The 22,263-nt window shown below is 55.6% G+C and carries 19 protein-coding genes; 8 read left to right on the forward strand and 11 right to left on the reverse strand.

The window, feature by feature from the left end:
• Positions 1-85: 85 nt before the first annotated feature.
• The 5 genes from G3N59_RS11510 to G3N59_RS11530 are packed head-to-tail and all read right to left on the reverse strand — an operon-like array spanning position 86 to position 3,622.
• Positions 86-664 carry an NIPSNAP family protein gene (locus tag G3N59_RS11510; protein WP_205982739.1) on the reverse strand — a complete coding sequence of 193 codons (579 nt, stop codon included), beginning with the start codon at positions 662-664 and terminating at the stop codon, positions 86-88.
• Positions 665-678: 14 nt separating this feature from the next.
• Positions 679-1,431: an SDR family oxidoreductase gene (locus G3N59_RS11515; protein WP_241023380.1), complete on the reverse strand. Its 753-nt coding sequence runs from the start codon at positions 1,429-1,431 to the stop codon at positions 679-681.
• Positions 1,432-1,443: 12 nt separating this feature from the next.
• Complete coding sequence (locus tag G3N59_RS11520; protein ID WP_205982740.1) at positions 1,444-2,307, reverse strand: aspartate dehydrogenase; 864 nt, start codon at positions 2,305-2,307, stop codon at positions 1,444-1,446.
• Positions 2,304-3,083 carry an alpha/beta hydrolase gene (locus G3N59_RS11525; protein WP_205982741.1) on the reverse strand — a complete coding sequence of 260 codons (780 nt, stop codon included), beginning with the start codon at positions 3,081-3,083 and terminating at the stop codon, positions 2,304-2,306. The genes G3N59_RS11520 and G3N59_RS11525 overlap by 4 nt, the downstream gene beginning before the upstream one ends.
• Positions 3,080-3,622, reverse strand: a complete 543-nt coding sequence (locus tag G3N59_RS11530) for a cupin domain-containing protein (RefSeq protein WP_205982742.1) — start codon at positions 3,620-3,622, stop codon at positions 3,080-3,082. Before G3N59_RS11530 ends, G3N59_RS11525 begins: the two co-directional genes overlap by 4 nt.
• 379 nt (positions 3,623-4,001) lie before the next feature.
• On the opposite strand from G3N59_RS11530, the gene aspA reads away from it, so the two are divergent.
• From aspA to G3N59_RS11565, 7 genes are all read left to right on the forward strand, one after another.
• Entirely contained in the window at positions 4,002-5,432 is a 1,431-nt protein-coding gene (aspA, locus tag G3N59_RS11535; protein WP_205982743.1) for an aspartate ammonia-lyase, read from the forward strand.
• Between the two features lie 312 nt (positions 5,433-5,744).
• Positions 5,745-6,911 carry a branched-chain amino acid ABC transporter substrate-binding protein gene (locus tag G3N59_RS11540; RefSeq protein WP_205982744.1) on the forward strand — a complete coding sequence of 389 codons (1,167 nt, stop codon included), beginning with the start codon at positions 5,745-5,747 and terminating at the stop codon, positions 6,909-6,911.
• 40 nt (positions 6,912-6,951) lie between these two features.
• Positions 6,952-7,620 carry an HAD family hydrolase gene (locus G3N59_RS11545; RefSeq protein ID WP_205982745.1) on the forward strand — a complete coding sequence of 223 codons (669 nt, stop codon included), beginning with the start codon at positions 6,952-6,954 and terminating at the stop codon, positions 7,618-7,620.
• A gap of 100 nt (positions 7,621-7,720) precedes the next feature.
• Positions 7,721-9,811 carry a maltose alpha-D-glucosyltransferase gene (gene treS, locus G3N59_RS11550; RefSeq protein ID WP_205982746.1) on the forward strand — a complete coding sequence of 697 codons (2,091 nt, stop codon included), beginning with the start codon at positions 7,721-7,723 and terminating at the stop codon, positions 9,809-9,811.
• A gap of 88 nt (positions 9,812-9,899) precedes the next feature.
• Complete coding sequence (locus G3N59_RS11555; protein ID WP_205982747.1) at positions 9,900-10,685, forward strand: DeoR/GlpR family DNA-binding transcription regulator; 786 nt, start codon at positions 9,900-9,902, stop codon at positions 10,683-10,685.
• A 32-nt stretch (positions 10,686-10,717) separates the two neighbouring features.
• Positions 10,718-11,101, forward strand: coding sequence for a VOC family protein (locus G3N59_RS11560; protein WP_205982748.1), 384 nt, complete (start codon positions 10,718-10,720; stop codon positions 11,099-11,101).
• Positions 11,102-11,723: 622 nt separating this feature from the next.
• Positions 11,724-13,112, forward strand: coding sequence for an APC family permease (locus G3N59_RS11565; protein WP_205982749.1), 1,389 nt, complete (start codon positions 11,724-11,726; stop codon positions 13,110-13,112).
• Positions 13,113-13,241: 129 nt separating this feature from the next.
• Here the strand turns inward: G3N59_RS11565 and G3N59_RS11570 are convergent, their stop codons facing one another.
• Positions 13,242-14,405: a serine hydrolase domain-containing protein gene (locus tag G3N59_RS11570; RefSeq protein WP_205982750.1), complete on the reverse strand. Its 1,164-nt coding sequence runs from the start codon at positions 14,403-14,405 to the stop codon at positions 13,242-13,244.
• Positions 14,406-14,598: 193 nt separating this feature from the next.
• Between G3N59_RS11570 and hisN the strand changes: the two genes are divergently transcribed.
• Positions 14,599-15,381 (forward strand): histidinol-phosphatase, encoded by a 783-nt coding sequence (gene hisN, locus G3N59_RS11575; protein ID WP_205982751.1) that lies wholly within the window; start codon positions 14,599-14,601, stop codon positions 15,379-15,381.
• Between the two features lie 37 nt (positions 15,382-15,418).
• Here the strand turns inward: hisN and G3N59_RS11580 are convergent, their stop codons facing one another.
• The 5 genes from G3N59_RS11580 to G3N59_RS11600 all read right to left on the reverse strand — a co-directional run bounded on the left by G3N59_RS11580 (position 15,419) and on the right by G3N59_RS11600 (position 22,216).
• Positions 15,419-16,438 (reverse strand): glycoside hydrolase family 3 protein, encoded by a 1,020-nt coding sequence (locus G3N59_RS11580; RefSeq protein WP_205982752.1) that lies wholly within the window; start codon positions 16,436-16,438, stop codon positions 15,419-15,421.
• 164 nt (positions 16,439-16,602) lie between these two features.
• A complete protein-coding gene (hisD, locus tag G3N59_RS11585) occupies positions 16,603-17,931 on the reverse strand; it encodes a histidinol dehydrogenase (RefSeq protein ID WP_205982753.1) in 1,329 nt (442 codons plus the stop codon).
• A 498-nt stretch (positions 17,932-18,429) separates the two neighbouring features.
• Positions 18,430-20,169, reverse strand: a complete 1,740-nt coding sequence (locus G3N59_RS37445; protein ID WP_205982754.1) for a thiamine pyrophosphate-binding protein — start codon at positions 20,167-20,169, stop codon at positions 18,430-18,432.
• A 221-nt stretch (positions 20,170-20,390) separates the two neighbouring features.
• Positions 20,391-21,278, reverse strand: a complete 888-nt coding sequence (locus tag G3N59_RS11595; protein ID WP_205982755.1) for a carbohydrate ABC transporter permease — start codon at positions 21,276-21,278, stop codon at positions 20,391-20,393.
• Between the two features lie 32 nt (positions 21,279-21,310).
• Positions 21,311-22,216, reverse strand: coding sequence for a sugar ABC transporter permease (locus G3N59_RS11600; protein WP_205982756.1), 906 nt, complete (start codon positions 22,214-22,216; stop codon positions 21,311-21,313).
• Positions 22,217-22,263: the final 47 nt, after the last annotated feature.

The following is a 22,263-nucleotide window of genomic DNA, read 5'->3' on the forward strand; positions in this document are numbered from 1 at the left end:
GCGCAAAAGTGAGGTGTAGGGACCTCACGCATGGTTTGGTGCATTCATTGGTCCGCTCGCGCCGCCCTCGGGTTACCTTCCTCGCTTAACGATATGGGCCTGCGGAGATTTTTCGGGAGCTGGCGTAGATGACGCCAAGGTCGTCCAACTCCCCATGGCGGGCCGGAACCGACTGTTCGTCGCCAAGAACATAGATTGTGTTCGGGTCAGGAAACTCGCCAATCCATATTCCGTCGTATCTCGCTGCGCTCCCCTGGTCAATTGCCGCAGCGATACTTGGCGCTGTCCCCAACCGGCAGCGCAGCATGTGCAGAACACGCCCATCCAATTCTGGGAAGTGAGCCCCAGGCTCCGAACGAATTCGGCCACCAGCTGGATTCAGAATGGTAAGAAACTGCGAGGACACTCGCCTAGCCGCTTCCGGCAAGAACGTTCGCGACCAGGCATCGACCTTCCCAAGTGCTGAACGCTTCTGGGCGCGGTCCTCAAGAGAAGCATATTCCCAGATGTGGACAAACTTCACATACTCGCCATCGACCGTCCAGTTACCCACAAGGCGACCATAGTCGTTGCCGCGAATCGGCATACCCACATCTCGAAAGAGGTCGAAGTATGGCTGAGCATTTTCCACGTCAAGCGTGTACTCTCGCAGTTCATAAATCATCGCGCAGCCCTTCGTTAGCGAGCGGTATAGCCGCCGTCGACGGTGACCATCGAACCCGTCACAAACGAGGATTCATCCGATGCAAGATACAAAATTGCGGTGGCGATTTCGTCAGGCGACGCGTAACGGTTCACCGGCGCGCGAGCTTTGAGTGCCGCCACGAATGCTTCCGGGTCCGGGACTTCCTTGAGCATCTGGTCATAGTATTTAGACCACGTAACGCCCGGCGCAACACTGTTCACGCGGACATTCGTTTCCGCGTGGTCCATCGCCATCGCGCGCGTCAGTGCAGCGACACCACCCTTTGCTGCACAGTACGCTGCGCGGTCAGGAATACCGGCAACGGAGACTGTTGAGGCGAGATTGACGACCGAGCCCTTACCACGCTTGACCATCTCGGGAATCGCGAACTTCGAACAGAGGTACACGCTCTTCAGGTTCACGTCGATGAGCAAATCCCACTCATCTTCTTCGATGGTGACAACGCTGCCGCGGGTTCCCATACCGGCGTTGTTGACCAGAATGTCGAGGCCGCCGAACTTAGCCACAGTGGCTTGAACCATTTCCTTGACCTGCTGGGCGCTCGTTACGTCGACCTGAACTGCGAACGCCTTGTCACCAATGCTCTCAGCTACCGCTTTGGCCAGTTCGTAGTTACGGTCGGCAATAACAACATAGGCGCCTTCTTTGGCGAACAATTCCGCCGTTGCTTCACCGATACCAGCGGCCGCCCCAGTCACCAGGGCAATTTTTCCTTCGAGTCGCATTTCAATCCTCACTCAAATTACATGCTGAAGACGACGCAGGATTGCGTCTTCAATACTGAGAGCTGCCAGCCACGACGTCTTGGGGTTGTCGGGCAGCGGGTTGTTTTCGAGGCGAATATTCAATTGGCCGAACGGGCCTTTTGCCTCAACTTCGTGAACGTTCTTGTTGACGGTTGGGTCGGCCATCATCGTTACGTGCGTCTTCTCGAATCCAATGCCAGCGATAGCTACAGCCGCCGTCACGTTCGCGTTCTTCGGATATTGACGCGCAGATTCGGCCGCCGTGCCTTCGAAAATGACCGTCGGCTTATCGATTGCATCGAGGTCAAATTCGCCGTCCGCCGGGGTGCCACTCCAGGCGCGAGGCGGCTTGCGCCCTATGTATTTCACCGATTCGATACCGCTGCCGCGGGCTGCGCTCAACGCATCGAGACCACCAATCGCGCCCGACACGACGGTAAGCTCAGAGCCGCCGACTTCCTGTGCATCATGGAGGCGAGTTCGGAGTTCGTCAGATGACAGCGCGCCCACCGAGGCCACGATTGCATCGACGCCACGCTCGAGACATTGCGCGACAACTCCTTCGACGGCTGCGTGGCCCGCGCACTCTACGACTACTGTCGGCTTCCAGGCCATCAGGTCATCGAGATTCGCGAACAGGTCAACGCCCAGACCAGCCTTCAGTGCCTGTGCATCTGCGTAGGGGTCTAGACCAGCAATCGCCAAGCCATTGAACGGACCAGCGCGCAGGGACGAAACGACACGGCGCCCCATCGCGCCCATACCGATAATTGCAATGCGCTGCTGCGACGACGCGCTGATGACCGTGGAAGAAGCCTCGCTATGCGCTACGTCCAAAACGGTAGAAGAGTTCATTTACGCTCCAGGAACGACGTTACGCACATCGCGAATGCCTTCGGATGGACCTGCGGAAAAAAATGACCGCCATCAAGCTGTTTCAATTCCGCTGCTGGAATCAATCGCACAAGGTCTTCAGAGTTGTAGAACGGCACAATGAAATCATCTGCCGCACCAATAACAAGAACGTCCTTGTGCAAAGCCGCCAAATCAGCGACGCGCTCATATCCGAGCAACATGTCGAGTCGCTTCACGATGGTCGCAACGTCCGCCTCCTGTTCAGCAGAGAAGTCAGGTGCCGAATCTGAAGCCAGGTTTTCGCTGTACCAGCGACCGTCATATCCACCGATGCGCGACAGGGCGTTGTAAGCAGCAACCCCATTGGTTTCGAGAAGGAATCGACGAAACGCAAACAGGTCCCGGAACCGCTTATCCACCCTAGCCCAACCGCCGCTCAAAACCACTCGCTCACAGCGACTCGTGTAGTCCAACGCAAGCGTCTGCGCCACAAGACTGCCAGTCGAGTGCCCAACGAAATGAGCAGTCTGGATGCGCTCCCGGTCCATCACTGCAAGAACAGCTTCAGCGATGCCCGGAATGGTTTGGCCTTCCCGCGTCGAACTCTTGCCGACGCCCGGATGGTCCAGGGTGACAACACGGAAGCGTTCCGCCAGCAGTGGAACGACTGGCTTCCAGAAAGCACCGAGTCCACCAAGTCCGGAAATGAGAACCAACGCGTCCCCATCACCCGCAACGTCGTAATGGATTGCGCTGCTGTTCGTTTCTGCAATCACTTTTGACCCGCGCCCGTCGCGAAGACAGTGCGCGCCTCGATTTCAGCGACGTTTTCCGGACGGCCGAACGGTTCAGGCGTTGCGTCACCCGGCTTACGCTCGCGGCCGATGTCGCGGAAGAAGTTTTCAAGACCCGACGGCACGAAGAACCACGCCCAGTGCAGGTCCGTGTCGCCGTCGTTGATAAACGTGTGCGTGCGGAGCTTGCCCAGGAAAAGCGTCGTGCCCGCGCCAAGTCGATATTCCGTACCGTCCAGCACGGCCTTACCTGAGCCAGAAATGAAGTGCAGAACTTCCTCGTTCGCATCGTGCGAGTGCTTGCGTACTACACCGCCAGGCGGAAGCGTTTGCGTTCCAGCAGAGAAAGGACGGTCCATCGGGACGAGATGAGGAGCAACGTGAACCGACGCGTGGCCGTTCGCTGGCTGCGGCTGCCAATAGCTCTCCTCGGTTTCCGGGGTGACCACCATGTACTTGCCGCCCGCGCGTGCCTCTTCCTCGACGCCGGCTTGAACTGCCTGTTGCTCGACTGCGCTCATGCTCCACCTCTTTTAAGAGCTGATTCGACCCTCGAAGGCTCAAATCAGTGTTTACGATAGTAAACGATTACATTTTTACAGAGTAAATGCATCCGAGCACCCACTCCTCAATGAGCTTCGCCACACCGGTTCTTCATAAAACTCCCGATTTGACGGCCTATGAACGAATGTTAGTCACGTTTTCTCTCAATGTAAAGGATTTCATTTTTTCGCGGTCTGGACTATGATTCGACCAATGGAGGGCTGAAGCCCAAAAACTGGCCGGAACAGCCGTCTAGTCAAGGGTTTACGCCATATGAAGTGGACGGCAAAACGCCGTTGAGAAGCAGGATTCGGCTGTAAATAACTCTGAAAAACTCGCCAAACTTTGAGGACTTACATGACACCCTTCGCTGATGCCCGCCTTGAGCACGACCTGCTTGGCGACCTCCCTGTCCCCTCTGATGCCTATTACGGCGTTCATACGTTGCGCGCGATGAACAACTTCCCGATAACCGGGACGACGGTGGCAGATTACCCGGCACTCGTGAATGCACTTGTCGAAATTAAGGCCGCGGCGGCGCTCGCGAACGCCGAGCTCGGACTGCTTTCGCGGCACAAGGCTGACTGGATTGTCGCGGCGTGCCGCGAAATCGTTGACGGTGCTCTACACGAGCACTTCCCGGTTGACGTTATTCAGGGCGGAGCTGGTACGTCGACGAACATGAACGCAAACGAGGTCGTTGCAAATCGCGCGCTGGAAATTGCGGGGCATCGTCGGGGCGAGTACGAATTTCTCCACCCAAACGAAGACGTCAACATGAGTCAGAGTACGAACGACGTCTATCCGACTGCTATCAAGCTGGCATTGCAACGTCTGATTGTGGACCTTTGCGGTGCCATGGCCGAGCTGCGCCTTTCCTTCGAGGCAAAAGCAAAGGAGTTTGCCAAGGTTCTGAAGATGGGCCGCACGCAGTTGCAAGACGCTGTTCCGATGACACTTGGGCAGGAGTTCTCGTCATATGCAGTCATGCTCGGCGAGGACGAGGCACGCCTTGCAGAAGCAGCAACCCTACTTCGCGAAATCAATCTTGGCGCGACTGCAATTGGAACCGGCATTACGGCGCATCCCGACTACGCCGCCGCCGTTCGTAACCACTTGAATCAGGTTACAGGTCTTGAGCTCGTCACAGCGTCGAATCTCATTGAAGCGACGCAAGACGTTGGTGCATTCGTCCAGCTGTCTGGTGTACTCAAGCGTGTCGCGGTGAAGCTGTCGAAGGTATGCAATGACCTCCGTCTTCTTTCGTCTGGTCCGCGTGCCGGCCTTGGCGAAATCAATCTCCCGCCGATGCAGGCCGGCTCGAGCATCATGCCTGGGAAGGTCAACCCAGTTATTCCTGAAGTGGTAAATCAGATTGCTTTTGAGGTCATCGGCAACGACATGACCGTAACGATGGCTGCAGAAGGCGGGCAACTCCAGTTGAACGCATTCGAGCCCATCATCGCTCACAGCCTCTTCAAGAGCCTCATGCACATGAAAGCTGGCTGCGAGACTCTCGCGCGCAGGTGCGTATCCGGAATTACGGCCAATCGCGAACACCTTCTCGATACCGTCAACCGTTCTATCGGCATTGTCACCGCCCTGAATCCGTACATCGGCTACGCGAACGCAACCGAAGTCGCACGCGCTGCCCTTGAGTCGGGGCGCGGCGTATCGGAAATCGTCCTTGAGAAGGGGCTACTCACCGCAGACGAGCTAGCCAACATCCTGCGCCCAGAGATTCTGACGGAGCCAACTAACCAGGCCCGCCTTACCATGCAGCGCTAACAAGCGATAGTCAGCGTCATCGGCGACAGAGTGACACGGACATGTTTCGCCCCCACTTATTGGACCGCTATGGAGACTATTATGATTTTTGGTTCCTTCGCCGGTGACGTTTCGCTCTTTGCCCTACTAGAGCAATTCCTTCCCCTGTCCTGGATGCATTGCGCGCTTGCTGTCGCATTGATAGCCCTAATTGGCATCGCCGCTATGCTAGTTCGCACTGCGATGGCTTCGTCAAAGCCACTGCACTGCACGGCAGTAGACCGGGCAAATGCAAGTGACGCCGAGTAACTGAACGACGCTGGGATTTTTAACATGACATTCAATCGATTCGCCTGCTCCACAGCCCTTCTTGCCGCTGCAGTCGTCAGTAACACTGGTGGCGCTAGCGAGATATCTCAGACGGCGGGGACCGTTATAGTGAAAATTGGTTTCGCGTCTCCGCTGACGGGTGCCCAAGCGCATCTCGGCAAAGACAATCAGAACGGTGCGCAGCTTGCAGTCGATGAGATTAACGCCAAAGGGCTGGTTATAGACGGCCGTAAAATCCAGCTTCAATTGATTTCTGAGGACGATGCCGCAGACCCTCGCACTGGAACGCAAGTCGCTCAACAATTGGTCGACTATGGTGTCGTTGCAGTTGTTGGTCACATGAATTCTGGAGTCGCGATTCCCGCTGCTCGTATCTACAACGCTGCACACATTGCGCTCCTCTCGACCGCATCAAATCCGGGTTACACGCAACTTGGATACCGCGCGGCATTTAGGTTGACCGCGACTGATGCTAACCAGGGGCCTGCCCTTGCCGCGTATGCTCACGACGTTCTCAAGACGAAACGAGTTGCGGTTATTGATGATGCGAGTGCTTTCGGATTGGGCTTGGCAGACGAATTTTCGAAATCCGCAAACGCAATAGGCATGCAGATTGTTTCGAGAGATGCCGTTTCTGACAAGTCGATAGACTTCAAATCCGTCCTGACAAAGATTAAATCAGAAAAGCCAGACGCAATTATGTTCGGCGGCATGGACGCGATGGGTGCTCCGCTCGTCCGACAAGCAATTGCACTTGGCATCGCAGTACCGTTGCTGGGTGGAGACGGCATCTGCACACCTACAATGATTGACCTTGCGAAGCAGGCCGCGCAGCACGTCATCTGTACTAGCGTCGGCGCGCCGTTGGCCAGCATGCAGCGTGGAGAAGCATTCTCTCGCTCATATGAAGCACGCTTCCAGACACCCGTGCGCTTTCTCGCGCCGTTCTTCTATGATGGCGTCTACATCGTAGCTAACGCCATGAAACGGTCCAATTCGACCAGCGCGCCACAGGTTTTATCCGCGGTTCAGAGCACTAACTATAGTGGGGTGACCGGACACTTCGCCTATACAGCAAGAGGCGATATTACCGACCCTGTTGTCACGGTCTACACCGAAAAGAACGGGCAGTTCGAACCGGCAACCGTCATGCATATGGCCCCTAAGTGAACATCGTTGTCAGGCCAATTGAGCAGCGTAGAGGAACGTCATGAGCACCATTCAATTCAACAAAATCCGCGCAATTGCTTTCGACTTTGATGGCGTGATACTTGACTCAGTCTCGCTCAAGGCTGACCTATTCATCGCATCCTACCCATTCCCGCTAAGTGAGCAAGAGAAATCCGCGATTCTCGCGTATCAGGCTGCTCACGGCGGCGTAGGGCGAGTGAAAAAGTTCGAGCACTTCGAGCGCTCGATATTCGGTCGCGAACCCGACTCAAAAGCTATTGCTGCTCTGGCCAAACGCTACAGCAACTTGCTCATGGACCAAATCGCGTTTTGCGCAGAACTGCCCGGCGCACGCAATTTCCTCCGGCGATTCGAGCGCACGCTCTCGCTACACCTCGTCTCCGGTACATCTCATGACGATTTACTCAAAATCGTGGGAGATAGAGATATGGCTGACTTCTTCCAGACGATTACGGGCTCACCAACCGGAAAGGTCGAAGCGTTCACGGCGATTGCGCGTGCAACTGGATACGCGTTCGAGCAAATACTTGCGATTGGCGACTCGACCACAGAATTCGCAGCAGCATGTGAAGTCGGGATGCCGTTTGTCGGCATCGTAGAAGCTGGCGCCGAAAATCCATTCCCGGCGAAGACTCCTGTTTACAACGACCTGGCCACCTTTGGTGCGGTGTGGCCACTCGCAGACTGACGCAGAGGACTTTCCGGGTATCGGCTTTGCGACGAGCCTTTGCCGCTCGAGCGAACTTTCCGCTCAGGCGCTATGAATGACTTTCCCAAGGAGGTCTGCCATGAATGCTCCTGCACCAGAATACGTCGAATGGCTTGTCGGTCAATCCATGCTCCATCAGGTACGCGCCCGAGCGCGCACCTATGCCGGACAGGCCAGACTCTGGCTTCACCCTTACGCCGAAGCCCGTCCACGAGTCGCGTGCGCCATGTCATCTGTCTGGCTCACTGCTTACCCTGGTGCTGTCATCAACACGCCCGGGGAGTCGGTTTTACAGACATTGGGAAGCAATACCCTGTGGCGCTCACTGTCGTCTATCGGCATACAAGCATTGCACCCTGGGCCCACGAAGGTTGCCGGCGGTCTCCGCGGAGAGACATTCACGCACTCCGTAGACGGCAATTTCGACCGCATTGGCTTGTCGATTGACCAGAGGTTTGGCACGGAAGAGCAATTCGTAGCGATGAGTCGTATGGCCGCTGCACACAATGCGGTTGTAATTGACGATGTAGTTCCATCGCATACTGGGAAAGGACCTGACTTCAGGCTCGCCGAAATGAACTATGGCGACTACCCCGGTCTCTATCACATGATTGAAATAAAGCGAGAAGACTGGAGCCTTCTTCCAGACGTCTCCGAAGGCAGAGATTCCGTCAATCTGGCACCAGAGACCGTAGATGCTCTGAAGGAGAAGTGTTACATCGTAGGCCAACTTCAGCGAGTAATCTTCTTCGAGCCGGGCATAAAGGAGACTGACTGGAGCGCAACCCCGCCCGTGGTCGGCGTTGACGGCAATGTACGCCGATGGGTCTACCTGCACTACTTCAAAGAGGGACAACCCTCACTCAACTGGCTCGACCCAACGTTCGCAGCCCAGCAGCTCATCATAGGCGACGCGCTCCATTCATTGGATATTCTCGGTGCTCGTGGACTGCGCCTGGATGCCAACGGTTTCCTGGGCATCGAGCGGCGCCCCCACGGGAATGCCTGGTCGGAAAGCCACCCACTTTCAATTACAGGAAACCAGCTACTCGGCGGGGCCATCCGCAAAGCAGGTGGGTTTAGCTTTCAGGAACTGAATCTTACCGTCGACGACATCGCGGCGATGTCCAAGGGGGGTGCAGACCTCTCTTACGACTTCATAACCCGACCTGCATACCATCATGCACTGTTGACAGGTGACACAGAATTCCTGCGTCTCATGTTGCGAACTGTTCACCAGTATGGAATCGACCCTGCCTCACTCATTCACGCTCTTCAGAATCACGATGAGCTCACCTTGGAGCTTGTTCACTTCTGGACGCTTCACGCCAATTCGACGTTCACATTTCAGGGCCAGACATGGCCCGGGAACATCCTACGCGAGCACATTAGAGAGACGATGTATGAACGGCTGAGTGGGGAGCACGCCCCCTACAATCTTCGCTTTGTTACCAACGGCGTCTCCTGCACAACTGCAAGTGTCATCGCGGCAGCACTCAACATCCGTGACTTGCACAGCCTGTCGGAACAAGACAAGGAGAACATCCGTCAGGTCCACATCCTTCTCTCGATGTACAACGCTCTTCAACCCGGCGTGTTTGCAATTTCTGGATGGGACCTTGTCGGTGCGTTGCCCCTTCCGATTGCCACAGTTGAAGAGCGTATGTTCGATGGCGATACTCGTTGGATTCAGCGCGGGGCTTATGACCTCACGGGAGAAAACCCAGCGGCAACAGAATCGGAAGAAGGCATACCACGCGCGCTAGCGTTGTATGGCCATCTACCCGAACAGCTGGCTGACCCGCAATCGTTCGCATCTCAGCTCAAGCACATCCTCGCAGTCCGTGAGTCATATAAAATTGCGTCCAGCAAACAAATCGCGATTCCAGACGTCACCTCTGCAAGCCTCCTAGTCATGGTCCATGAACTCCCAGCCGGCAAGGGAACGCAAGTGACCGCCCTTAACTTCAGCGCGAGCACTGTAGATGAAACGATTGAGTTGTCCGGCATTGCGCCAGGCCCGGTTGTCGACATGCTTGCTGAGTCAGTGGTGGGCGACCTAGATGAGCTAGGCACGCTACGAATCGCGCTCGAAGGCTACCGCGGAGTTTCTTTACGAATTGTCAGTGCGCTACCTACCGCAGTCATAGAAGAGGCTGTAGACATTTAGGCGATGCGAAGCGCTCGAGGGTCAATTCAATCCACGGTGGCTCGACAGCTACTTTTAGAATTTTGCCGCGCCACACTACGATTACGAAATGAATGCCCCTCTTCCCCTCGCCCGACGCGATTTAATCGCAAGCCGATTGGCAAACGGCCAGCCAGTCAACTCCGCTGCTCTCGCCGCAGAATACGGCGTTTCCGAAGATGCCATCAGACGCGACTTGCGTGCGCTGGCCGCGGAAGGGCGATGTCGCAGGGTCTATGGGGGCGCGCTGCCTATCTCGCATGACGAAACACCGATGCTCTCGCGGGTTGGACGCGACGCGCATCGTAAATCAGCGTTAGCTCAGGCAGCCGCCCAGACCATCCGCGCGAGCGAGTTCGTTTTCCTCGACGCTGGCAGCACCAACCTTGCAATAGTCGACTTCATCCCGCCACAACTGGATTTAGTCATCGCAACGAACTGCATCGAAATAGCGGCCGCTGCGATGCAGCGAGGAGACATTAGGCTTTTCATGGTGGGTGGCACAATTGATTGCTCCATCGGCGGTGCTGTTGATGCGAGTGCACTTCAAGCCGTTGAACAGATGTATATTGACAGAAGCTTCATTGGCGCATGCTCCGTGTCAGCGTCATCTGGGTTTAGTGTGTGGAATTCGGACGATGCCTACTTCAAGAAGTGCCTTGTGCGCAATAGCCGGCAACGCGTTATGTTGGCGCTCAATGAGAAACTGACAGCGAGCGCAACATTTCGTGTCGCTTCGCTCAGCGAGTTTGACCTCATCTTCGTTGAGCACAACGTGGATAGCCTCACAGCAAACGAACTCACTAACTCTGGCGCGACGCTGTTGAGAGCGCCACCAGCCTTAGATAACGCCTAATTTTCCTTTAAAAAACCGTCGGAGGATGATGTATGCGAGTAACGCATGTAGCTTTGTGGACACGAGACTTAGTCGGCGCCGCAGATTTTTGGAGACAGTATTTTGACGCTGAGGTGGGTGCGATATACAAGAGCGCCCGCCGACCAGGCTTCGAATCTTGCTTCGTCCAGTTTCCCGGAGGAGGTGCCCAAATTGAGTTAATGACAGCCCCATGGGTTGGCGATAAAAGCGCAGACGAATGCATCGGATGGGACCATATTGCTCTCTCGCTTGGGAGTAAAGAAGCTGTTGACGCCTTAGCCGCGCGCTGCGATGCAAGTGGACTTTTGTTGTCGTCGCCCCGGATGACTGGAGACGGCTTTTACGAAGCTGTCCTCGTAGCACCCGATGGTACTCGCGTAGAAATCACGAGCTAACCACCTCAAAAAATCGGGTCGCAATACGACCCGATTGAGCGCATCACGCTGTGGGTTCTTTTCCTACATCGTGATGGAAGCTCTTCTCAGCAGGAAAACGGATAGGTTTTATTAGGGTTACCCCGTAAATATATCAAGAAGCTTCGCACATTGACGCAGCAATAGCGTCGCTGTGCTGCATCGGGGGGACGCATGCGAACTATCAACCCTCATTTCTGGCAACGTACACTGCACTTAGCTTGTTGCTCTTAGCGCAGTGGTGCCATTCAATCTGCAATTTGCTTGACTACCGCGCCAACGTGGGGCGACAAGAAGAGGGATAGATTTGCCATTGCATCGATGCTATGTGTGAAGAAAGTCAAAGTCCGGCCCATTCCCTTGACTGGCTAGCCATGCGAGCCGCCAATTTTTCACGCGGGCATGTGAGGCACATTAACTCTGCGACGGCCCAAGCGCACTACAGAATAAAACGCGCGGAGCTGTATTAGTTACTTCGAACAGACTATCGTCGCTAAAATAATTTAATACCGAATTTATCTACCCAACGATACGGCACGCTGATTGAGCGATACGTGCAAAAGAAAGAAGTCATCGAGTAGTACCGCGAGGAGGTCATAAGCACATGGAAAGTTTTGCAACCCGCGTATCGGCAAATGAAACGCGGCCCACGAGTCAAGAATCTGATGCCGAATATTCGACGAGTCTGAACCGCGCGCTGAGCGTGAGCGACCTTATCGCATATGGCATGGTCTACATGTTGCCAATCTCTCCCTTTGCGATGTATGGCATCATCGCGAGCGTTGGCAACGGAATGGTTCCGCTGATTTACATCCTTAGCGTAGTTGCGATGGCATTCACGGCACGCAGCTACCAGGTGCTGAGTAAAGAATTTCCGAATGCTGGCTCCGCCTACACTTATGCACGGCACGGCATCGGTGAGGTCGCCGGGTTCTTTGCAGGCTGGCTGCTTTTCCTTGACTACATCATTAGCCCGGGGCTACTGGCAATCATCAGTGCCGCCGCGATGAATAGCCTCCTGCCGGAGGTCCCGCGCTGGACGTGGATACTTGGTTTCATTGCAATCGGCACGCTCCTTAACCTTGTCGGCGTATCCGTCACAGCGAAGACCAATCGTATCTTCCTTGTCATCATGATGGCCGTACTCGCTGTCTTCCTCGGTGCGGGGCTTTTCGCGCTCTACAGCGGGAAAGGCAACGGCGGGTTGACTCTCAGCTCCCTTTACAATCCCCACGCTTTTACCTGGGCAGCAGCTGGTAGCGGCATCCTCGTCGCGTCACTCAACTTCCTCGGCTTTGATGCGATAACGACGCTCGGAGAAGAGGTTCGACCGAAGCAGAAGCACCTGCTTGGTTTTGCTGGCATGGCAACGCTGGCAATCATGGCTGTGCTTTTCGTCGTGCAAACGTGGGTCGCCGCCGACTTGGCGCCTGGCGCACATATCTCGTCTGCTGATACCGCCTTCTATGACATCGCTCGCTACGCAGGAGGCAATTGGCTCTTTGGTCTGACGTCCATTGGCACCGCACTCGCCTTTGGCATACCTTGTACGATTGTTTCGCAACTGGCAATCGCACGAATCATCTATGCAATGGGCCGCGACCGTCAGTTGCCTCATGTCTTTGCTCGTTTGAGTACGAAGAGCCGACAGCCTTATGTTGCCAATCTTTTTGTTGCCGGTGTGTCGCTCGTGGTGTCCCTGGCATTTCAAGACCATCTTGACGAACTCGCTCTTTTCCAGAACTTCGGCGCCTTGTCGGCGTTTATGCTGGTCAACGTCTCGTTGATTGGATACTTCTGGTTCAAGAAGGGCTCACGAAAAATCATCTCGCACATGGCTATGCCGCTCATTGGCCTTGCAATCATCGTCGCACTTATGTCTTCCATGCGAATTGCGACGTTGCAAATGGGCTGCACGTGGTTAGCTCTCGGCCTCGCTTACTTCCTCGTCATGCGTTTCGCTCTGGGAAGAAAAGTCGCAATCGACGTCTGAGCTCCACAGACAAAGTATCAAGTTCTGAGCGTTCGAGCACTGAACGCTATACAGGGTCCGGGGAGACTTTCAGTCACCCCGGACTCTTTTCGTCAGAGCCGGTCTGAGATGTCCTCTATGACTCCGAGGTCAACGTATTGACGCATAGATAGCGTTACGGACCTCCTGCGGAAAGCTTCCGCCAACACCTTCCCACGTGGTGTTTGTCAGCGAGACGACTGTCAACGCTGATGTTCGGTCAACAAACCAGTTGTGCCCATACACGCCCCCCCACTCCACGGTTCCCACCGATTGCGGAGTATCCATCACAGAAGGGTCAACGAGCACCGCGCCCATATATCCATAGCCCCAGCCGTCACCCTGCCCTCTCAGGTCTGCTCCAACGTGAGGATGGAACATCGTGCGCGCCCGCTGAGAACTGATGAATCCACCGCCATCCTTTCGAAGAACTTCAAGGAGTCTAAGAACGTCTGGGGCAGTTCCGACCATACCAGCCCCGCCAGATGGGAACTCGTCAGCTAGATAGGCGCGATTTGGCGAAAAGCGGATTGCGCCGTTTCCATCGGGAGGGGTAACTTCTGCAAAGTCAGGCATCTCATCGAGGGCACCGGCGCCGTCCACATAAGGGACCGCGAGAGCTGTATCTGTCGATACAGCAAAGGCCAGTGACTGCAAACCTAGCGGTCTTGAGACCAGTTCCTCTATAGCCACGGGTAGCTCAGCTCCTATGACTTTCTCGATTACGGCGCCTAGAACATCGATTGCAAGCGAATAGCGCCAGGCGGTGCCCGGCTCGAACTGAAGATGAGCCGAGGAGAGCCGCCGGAGATTCTCTTCTAAGCTTATTCCCGACTGGTCCAGCCCATCAGACACGCCTAACGTCTCATACTGTCCACCTGCGACCTCCTGAAAGCCGTAACTCAGCCCGGACGAATGTGTGAGTAGATGATGCAAGGTAATTCCTGGCACATTTCCCGTAGCTAGTGATGGACGAAAATACGGGAGCCAACGAGTGACAGGCTCGTACAAATCAAGCTCGCCACAGTCAACAAGCCTTATCACCGCAAGACTCACGATGGGCTTGGTAACAGACGCCAACCTGAAACACTGGCTGGTCTTCATTGGAACTGCGAGCCTCAAATTCTCAAATCCAAATGCTTCTTCCGCAACCAGTTCTCCGTCCTTCGCGACGAGGACGACACCACCTGCAATGCGCCTCTCCATCTGGGCGCAACTCACCACCGCACGTACTTTTTGAGCAACATCACTATCAATTCGATTCTGTCTTCCCATGAACGCTCTCCCTTAGAATTATCGGCAAATGGAAATAGACAATTGCTTTCGAACGATGCCTTTCGATGCGAATCGCATCTCGCACACCGAATCGCGTAACCACGCCATACAATAGAGTAACTCTCTTATGCTGTGCGTCACGGATACGCTCGCTTATCGGCGTGGAGCATGAATCTTTCAGACTGAGGCACTCATGAACGCGTTCAATGAACATCTACAGCTTGCCAATTCAATGTTAGATGAAACGGGCAATCTAGCGCGTCGTTACTTCATGCAAGACGTCAACGTCAACCAGAAATCCGATGCGAGTCCCGTGACTATCGCGGACATTGAAATCGAAGCATTGATTCGCGAGCGCATTACATCGGCGTACCCTCAACACGGCATACTTGGCGAGGAACACGCCTCCATCAACCTGTCCGCTGAGTATTGCTGGGTAGTTGACCCCATCGACGGAACAAAAAGCTTTATCAGCGGCATGCCAATTTGGGGCACATTGCTGGCACTACTCAAGAATGGTCGACCGCTACTCGGTATTGTTGACGTTCCTGCACTACGCGAGCGATACGTCGGTACTTATGACGGTAGAACGGAGAAAAACGGCACATCGATAAGCACTAGCAGTTGCCAAGAGCTGAGCAACTGCAATTTGTTTGCCACTTCTCCCGATATGTTCAGCAATTCGGAATTTAAAATGTTCGACGCTCTAAGCAAGAGAGCGCGATTCAGGAGATTTGGAGGGGATTGCTACAGCTACGTTATGCTAGCAGCGGGAAAAGTTGACGCTGTCGTAGAAGCTGGCTTAAAACCATATGACTACCTCCCGATTGTCCCAGTTGTGAACGGCGCTGGTGGAGTCATTACAGATTGGAACGGCAACGCATTGACACCAGAAAGCAACGGTCGCGTCATCGCTGCGGCAACTCCGGCATTACATCAAGCTCTACTTGAAGAGACAAGCAAGCTGGAGCCATAGGGTCCGGCAGCCAGCTCGGCGTCAACCAAGGCGCGCTTTACTCGCGCTTATCGCTGTCGAGCTCCTCGGCGAAGACTCTCACTCGAGATGCGGCTTCCGCCAGTCGGGTGCGCTTCAGGTTCCCGTGTTTAACGGCATCGGCAATCGACTCGGCAATGCAATCCAGCCCAGATTCACTTGACACTAGCAACAAATCGACGCCGGCGTCTATTGCAGCGACGGCACAGCCTTCAATCGACATGCCGCGCAGAATTCCCGGACCGTCAAGGTCGTCCGAAATCACAAGACCATCAAACGCGAGTTCTGAGCGCAGTAGCTCGACGGTCGCGTGAGACCTGCTTGACGGAAAATGTTCGTCGACTGCTGTGACTGTCGCCGGGCCTACCATAATTGCCTTCACCCCTTTGGCAATCACGCCCCGGAATACCTCCAAGCTCGGCTCCAGCTCTGCTCGCGAGCAACTGATGACCGCCTCAGCGACCGCCGGGTCCAGCTTCGACTCCGGATGACCGGGAAAGTGCTTTGCGCACGCCGCAACTCCAGCCGCCTGGACGCCACTAGTGAAGGCTTGCGCGAGCCTGCCGACTTCCGCTGGGTCTGCGCCAAGCGTTCGTCCTTCTAGCCAAGGGTTCGGCCCAACCACGACATCTACAATGGGAGCTAGAAACAAGTTCACCCCGAGTTCGCGCGCCGCCCGAGCGACACTTTCACATTGGGCAGCCAATTGCGAGGATGACATGTCATGCGCGTCTGAAATTTCAGGAAGTGCAGGCACCAATCGATGCAATCGCTGTATTCCGTTAAGTTCCTGGTCAACTGCAATCACTACGCTGCCGGCAATTTTTCTTGCTGCCTGAGCTAGAGACTTGAACTGCTGAGCGGTCTCGCTCGCGCAACGGTCTGTCTGCATCTGACGTGCGACATACTCCTTACGGCTTTCGCCGACGAGCAAGCAAACACCCCCTCGCTCTAAGTATCGCTCCAGGCTTGCATCCAGGCTGAGTGACCCAAACGCTGGAAACAGGACTGTGTAGGCATCTCGCAGCACATCGTTCATAAATCGTCCCTGAACAGTCTCAAGTCCGACAACGGACTGAGGTCGGTATAAATAAGTTTGAGAAGAAGCGAAAAACGCCCTTGCACCGCTGGCAGAACCAGCGGGCAAGAGCGCATGCCAACCACTCGGGATGCTTTCAGTTCGAAGCAGCCCGGTTCATTCGGTTATTTCGCGGCTGCAGTAGAGACGGGGGCAGCCTTGCCATAAGGAACATCGATATTGCCGAGACGGCGCAGACGGATATTCGCCTGCTCAGCGTGCCCGGAGAAGCCTTCAAGAATGCACAGCCGTGAACAATACTCACCAACGAGCACCGATGCCTCATCCGTAAGTATACGCTGATAAGTGCAGGTCTTCAGGAACTTCCCCACCCACAAGCCACCCGTGAAACGGGCGGCACCCGACGTCGGCAGCGTGTGGTTCGTCCCGATGACCTTATCTCCATATGCGACGTTGGTGCGGGCTCCAAGGAATAGCGCACCGTAATTGCGAAGGCGCTTCAAGAAGAAGTCCGGGTCACGGGTCATTACCTGCACGTGCTCCGATGCCACTCGGTCCGATTCGCGAATCACTTCTTCGTCATTCTCACAAATGATGACTTCGCCGTATCCCTCCCACGCCTTCCGAGCGATTTCCGCAGTGTCGAGTTGATTGAGCAGACGCTCGACCTCAACGAGGGTTTCTTCGCCGAGTTTCCGCGAGGTCGTGATGAGCACTGCCGGGGAAGTCGGGCCATGCTCAGCTTGGCCGAGCAGGTCGGTGGCAATGAGTTCAGCGTCGACCGAGTCGTCCGCAATAATCGCGGTCTCGGTCGGCCCCGCGAAAAGGTCAATGCCAACCTGACCGAACAACTGACGCTTCGCTTCGGCCACGTATGCATTGCCGGGCCCGACGATGATGTCCACTTGCGGGAATTCGCCAATCCCGAGCGCCATTGCCGTCACGGCCTGAACGCCGCCGATGCAATAAATCTCATCGGCACCGGCCAGATGGATTGCCGCGATAACCGGAGCGCTCGGGCGCCCCTCGAACGGAGGCGACGTTGCAATAACGCGGTCAACGCCGGCAACTTTCGCCGTCACGATGCCCATGTGTGCCGATGCGACCAGGGGGTATTTGCCGCTCGGGATGTAGCAACCGACAGTCTGCACGGGAACGTTCTTATGTCCGAGAATTACGCCCGGCAGCGTTTCGACTTCAATGTCACGCATCGACGACAGCTGATGCCGCGCAAAGTTGCGAACCTGCTCCTGTGCGAACTTGATATCCGCGATTTCCTGCTCAGTAAGCTCGGCAAGACAAGCGTCGATTTGCTCTTGCGACAGTCGGAATTGTGCGGGATTCCACTTGTCGAATTTGGTGGAGTATCCGTGCAACGCTTCGTCGCCGCGTGCCGAGATGTCGGCAATCATCTCTTCGACAACGCGGCGGACCTGTTTGGTGTCAGCTTCGCCCGTGGGTTGCGTGGTAGCCGACTTCAGAAAAAACGACATGATTGCCCCTTATGATGCAAAGTCAAAAATTGAGCGGGTTTTTCAAAAAAAGTTGTTCGTAGCTGGAATCTACTCAGAGAGTCCAAAAGTTCTTCGTGTGAAAGCGCGTCACTTTTGCAGCACGGAATCAGTATCAGTCGAGAAAATCACCAACTCAATTTCGCGAGACACCTGAATATGACGCACTGTGACGCTCTTTTATATTTGAGTTTCCAATGCACCATGCGCTTCAAAAGAACCCGAAGCCGAACTGGCTCGAGGTCGGACATCCGCTCTCTAAATCGATGACGACCTATCTCGCTGAAAAGCGTAAGAAGGTAACTGCATTCAAGCTATATCGCGCGCGATGCCATCTGAAGGACCCGCGACCGAGCGAGCCCTGCCGGAAGAAGCATCCGCGATAGCGCCTTGATGTATTGCGCTGCGAGAGCCGTTCCCACGCGACGATTCGCGGACTCATTGCGCATCGCAGGGCGAGACTCGCTTCGATACGCGTCTTTACACGGCGTGAACCTGCAAATCGTCTAGCCCTACCGTGGTCGTTGCATCCGATTCATGGCGTGCAATCATCACTTCGACCAACGCAGGCCCAGTACTATCGAGCGCGCGTCGGATAGCGCCGTCTAGCTGCGACGCATGCTCTACACGCCATGCGTCGAGGCCAAAGCTCCGCGCAATTTCGGCGAATGCAAGAGAGTAAGGCCGTCCATCGGGAAGGGAAAAATCCCCTACGCTAGGTCTTGCTGCATGCGAGCCGACAGCTCCCGGAACAAATTCCGGTCCGCTCTGATTGAAAACCACAAAAACAACGGGAATACAGTGCATGACGCTAACCGCCATTTCCTGCATCGACTGGAGAAAGTCAGCATCCTCTACCACACATACGACTTGCCTCGCGGGCATCGCGAGCTTCGCGCCAATGGCAGCAGGAACAGCCCATCCGCCAGCGACCGACGCACCAGGAGAAAGAAAGGTGCGCGGTACGTAGACCGGGAAGTGCTCGCGCGCGATATGTGCAACCGCGCCTGAGCCGATTACGGCAATCGCATCACGGTGCAAAATCTTGCGAAGTTCAAGGAATGGCCGCGGCGCTCGGATGAGTGTTTCGTGCGCACCCGACTTCGCAGCCAAGGTTGTTCTCCACTGGCCCCGCAGCTCGCGCATCAGTTCGATGAACGCCTGCCGCCTTGCCCCCGACGCGCGTCTGAGCTTCCCGCTCAAAGCTGATTTGAGGTCCACGAGAGCACTTTTTGCGTCCGCTACTACGCCGACCTCCACGGGGTAGCGTCTTCCGATTTCGTCCCTTTCGACGTCAATCTGAATCAGCTTCTTCCCTGCGAGGTCGGAGGCAGTAGCGCCGTCACACACATTTGGAAGGTCTGACAGTCGGCTACCCACTGCAACGACGACGTCAGCCTTACGAAGCAGGGTTGCTCCGCATGGGCTTCCCGCAGAGCCTACACAGCCCGCGTTCAAGTCGTGGTCGTGGGGAATCGCACCGATGCCGTTTCCTGCAACTAACACGGGTGCCAAAATCGCCTCTGCAAATGCGTTAAGTTCGGCAGTAGCGTCAGCTGTGATAACTCCGCCCCCAGCGAGGATGATGGGACGCTCGGCACTGGCGAGGACACTTGCCGCTTGTTCGATGACAGCGGGGTCGCCCCTTAGCCTGCCCTGCGCAAGCCGATTCTGTGGCGACTCGGCGCCCACATGGTCGACGTGCCTTTGAATTTCGAACGGTACTTCGAGATGAACGGGGCCAGGACGCGCACCAAGCACGCTGTTAAATGCCCGATGGATTGCCTGGGTCAACTCTGTGAAGCCCCGCACTTTCCACGACTGCTTCAGGCCTCCCGAAGTTGCCTCGGGACCCCACCCTGCTCTCGGCCGGGGCGAATTCGCGGAAACCGCGTTCGCGTCGTCACCCGCGCGGTCTCCGGTTACGAGCAGTACCCCACAGGAGTCGGACAAGCAGTTTGAAAGCGCCGCGGCTGCAGTAAAAATCCCCGTTTTCCCAGGGAGAATGACGGCCATCGCGCTGCCGCATGCACGAAAGTAACCGTCCGCCATGTGCACCGCACTTTGCTCGTTCACCACCCTGATGAACGGAATGCCGACTCCTGGTGTACTAAGCCCCTCCAGAACCGCGCTGTTTCCATAGCCGGGCACACCAGCGACATATTGCACTCCGTACGCGCGCAACCCTTTCGCGATGACCTGCCCGCCGGTTAACTTCACTCGATACTCCCGATATGTTGATGCTCAAGAGGCGTCATTCATAGGCATTCGCCCCTCGTGTACCAGTATTCGCGGTAAAAAAGCTGGGCTCAATTTCGCACTCGGCGAATTTGCGACGCACTTTGACGCACCGCGACAGCCCAGGCCGACCTACTCAAAGCCGTTTCGTTGTCAATCGTGAGCATCATCAGCCCATGCAGACTCAGAGCCCTCGCCTCCCGTCAACCGCGCACAGCACCGCTCAGCGAGAAACCGCCCTTGAAGAATCGGGACATCACGAAGTAAAGAACGATGACGGGCATCGAATAGAGAATCGAAAACGCGGCAATCTGTCCATACCTAATCGTTGCGGCACCAATGAAGCTGTAGATTGCGATGGGCGCAGGTTGACTCGATTGGTCGGCAATCAGGACAATCGGGATGAGAAAGTTGCCCCACGCGTTCACAAAGCTGAAGATAGCCGCAGATGCAATGCCGGGCATAGCCAACGGAACAATGACTGAGCGAAGCACACGGAACGTACTTGCCTGCTCCATGCTTGCCGCATCTTCCAGGTCACGCGGAATCGCGTCAATCGTGTTTTTGATGAGATAGATGGCAAACGGGAGCGACGTGACGCCTAACAGTACCGCTGTCGGTACAAGGGAGAGCATGTCGAACTGCGCGAACATCTTATAGACCGGCACAATTAGAATCGTGACGGGCACGCCCGAGAGGAAAAGGATAGTCAGCAGAATCGGCCCTTTCCATGGGATGCGATGTCGCGAGAACGAATATGCCGCCAAGATTCCCGCGCCAGTGGAGACTAGTGCCGCTATCGTCGAGACAATTACACTATTCCAGAGAGCCTGCGCATTCCCTTCCGCCAAAGCGCCCACAAAGTTATCCAGTGTGAGCGTAGGCACTTGAATCTGCCAGCCCGCATTCTTGTCGAAAGCGCCGACCACTAGCCACAAGACAGGGATGATAAAATACGCGCCGATGAGCAGCAAAGTGAGGTTGGCGAAGAGTTTGCCGGATACTGGCTCGGCACGGCGCACGGAATGGCGCTTGGCACGCGCGTGGGGAAGCGTGGACTCTCCTGGCGTCTTCTGAGCAGACAGTTCCATTCTGGATTCCTTCATGATGCGTTTTCAACCGGTTAAGCGGGAATGGTCTTCAGCTTGCTCTTTCGAACTTGCCCAGGACGATATTGGCGAGCGATGAGTACAAAAGCCACACCCAACGCCGAAGAGAGCAGCACAATAACGTTTCCGAGAAGTGCGCTGTAGCCCAAGCGATGGAACTTGAAGCCCTGCAAGTAAGAATAGATAGGCAGAATGTTGGTCTGGTTGTCGGGGCCGCCACCGGTCATCAGATAGACGAGCGTAAAATTCGCGAACGTCAGGAGCGTCATCAGGAGCGACGACATCAGAATCGTCGGCTTGAGCATTGGCAAAGTGAGCCGGAACAGTCGCTGAGCGGCACTCGCGTTTTCGAGAATGGCCGCCTCCACCATCTCGGTCGGGATGCTTCTGAGAGCAGCAGAAAACATAATCATCGACAGGCCAGCAAGCGACCAGACGTTCGCAATCGACACCACTAGCATCGGGTAGGTGTAAAGGAGGTCGTGGTTGGCGTCACCCAAGATGCGCGGAAAGGTGCCGCCACTCGTGGTTGCCGCATACCAGATGACCGCAATGGTGATAGGTGGCAGGTTCCACGCGAGAATTGCCAGCCCGGACACCGCTCTGCTCACGGTGCCGCTCGCCTTTTGCATGAGCAGGGCCATCACGAGCCCAAGGACAGTCGAGCCAAACGCGCCAGACCCAACTACAAACACAACGGTTTGCCAAAGCGAACTCGAAAAGACGTCATCATCTAGAAGAGTTCGAACATTCTGCAGCCCCGTGAACCAGTAGTTGACGGCGTGCGGTCCAATTAACTGCAGGTTGGTGAATCCGAGGTAGATTGCATAGACGACAGGCAGCGCGAAAAACGAAAGCAGCAGAATAGCCGCTGGCGCCAGCAAAACTAGACTAACAGGGCGGAACGTAGTCTGATTCATTCTAAAAACTCTCCAGAACATCCGCTGGCCGCCCGGGAGCGGCGGCC

The organism is Paraburkholderia sp. Ac-20340 (genome assembly GCF_017104965.1).
Taxonomy (GTDB): domain Bacteria; phylum Pseudomonadota; class Gammaproteobacteria; order Burkholderiales; family Burkholderiaceae; genus Paraburkholderia.

Excerpts from the sequence above, each read along its gene's own strand:
- G3N59_RS11595 (WP_205982755.1), bottom strand. The coding sequence starts at position 21,278 with ATGGAACTGTCTGCTCAGAAGACGCCAGGAGAGTCCACGCTTCCCCAC.
- G3N59_RS11555 (WP_205982747.1), top strand. The coding sequence starts at position 9,900 with ATGAATGCCCCTCTTCCCCTCGCCCGACGCGATTTAATCGCAAGCCGA.
- G3N59_RS11600 (WP_205982756.1), bottom strand. The coding sequence starts at position 22,216 with ATGAATCAGACTACGTTCCGCCCTGTTAGTCTAGTTTTGCTGGCGCCA.
- G3N59_RS11560 (WP_205982748.1), top strand. The coding sequence starts at position 10,718 with ATGCGAGTAACGCATGTAGCTTTGTGGACACGAGACTTAGTCGGCGCC.
- hisN (WP_205982751.1), top strand. The coding sequence starts at position 14,599 with ATGAACGCGTTCAATGAACATCTACAGCTTGCCAATTCAATGTTAGAT.
- G3N59_RS11515 (WP_241023380.1), bottom strand. The coding sequence starts at position 1,431 with ATGCGACTCGAAGGAAAAATTGCCCTGGTGACTGGGGCGGCCGCTGGT.
- treS (WP_205982746.1), top strand. The coding sequence starts at position 7,721 with ATGAATGCTCCTGCACCAGAATACGTCGAATGGCTTGTCGGTCAATCC.
- G3N59_RS11510 (WP_205982739.1), bottom strand. The coding sequence starts at position 664 with ATGATTTATGAACTGCGAGAGTACACGCTTGACGTGGAAAATGCTCAG.
- G3N59_RS11565 (WP_205982749.1), top strand. The coding sequence starts at position 11,724 with ATGGAAAGTTTTGCAACCCGCGTATCGGCAAATGAAACGCGGCCCACG.
- G3N59_RS11540 (WP_205982744.1), top strand. The coding sequence starts at position 5,745 with ATGACATTCAATCGATTCGCCTGCTCCACAGCCCTTCTTGCCGCTGCA.
- G3N59_RS11545 (WP_205982745.1), top strand. The coding sequence starts at position 6,952 with ATGAGCACCATTCAATTCAACAAAATCCGCGCAATTGCTTTCGACTTT.
- G3N59_RS11570 (WP_205982750.1), bottom strand. The coding sequence starts at position 14,405 with ATGGGAAGACAGAATCGAATTGATAGTGATGTTGCTCAAAAAGTACGT.
- G3N59_RS11530 (WP_205982742.1), bottom strand. The coding sequence starts at position 3,622 with ATGAGCGCAGTCGAGCAACAGGCAGTTCAAGCCGGCGTCGAGGAAGAG.
- G3N59_RS11580 (WP_205982752.1), bottom strand. The coding sequence starts at position 16,438 with ATGAACGATGTGCTGCGAGATGCCTACACAGTCCTGTTTCCAGCGTTT.
- G3N59_RS11520 (WP_205982740.1), bottom strand. The coding sequence starts at position 2,307 with ATGAACTCTTCTACCGTTTTGGACGTAGCGCATAGCGAGGCTTCTTCC.
- aspA (WP_205982743.1), top strand. The coding sequence starts at position 4,002 with ATGACACCCTTCGCTGATGCCCGCCTTGAGCACGACCTGCTTGGCGAC.
- hisD (WP_205982753.1), bottom strand. The coding sequence starts at position 17,931 with ATGTCGTTTTTTCTGAAGTCGGCTACCACGCAACCCACGGGCGAAGCT.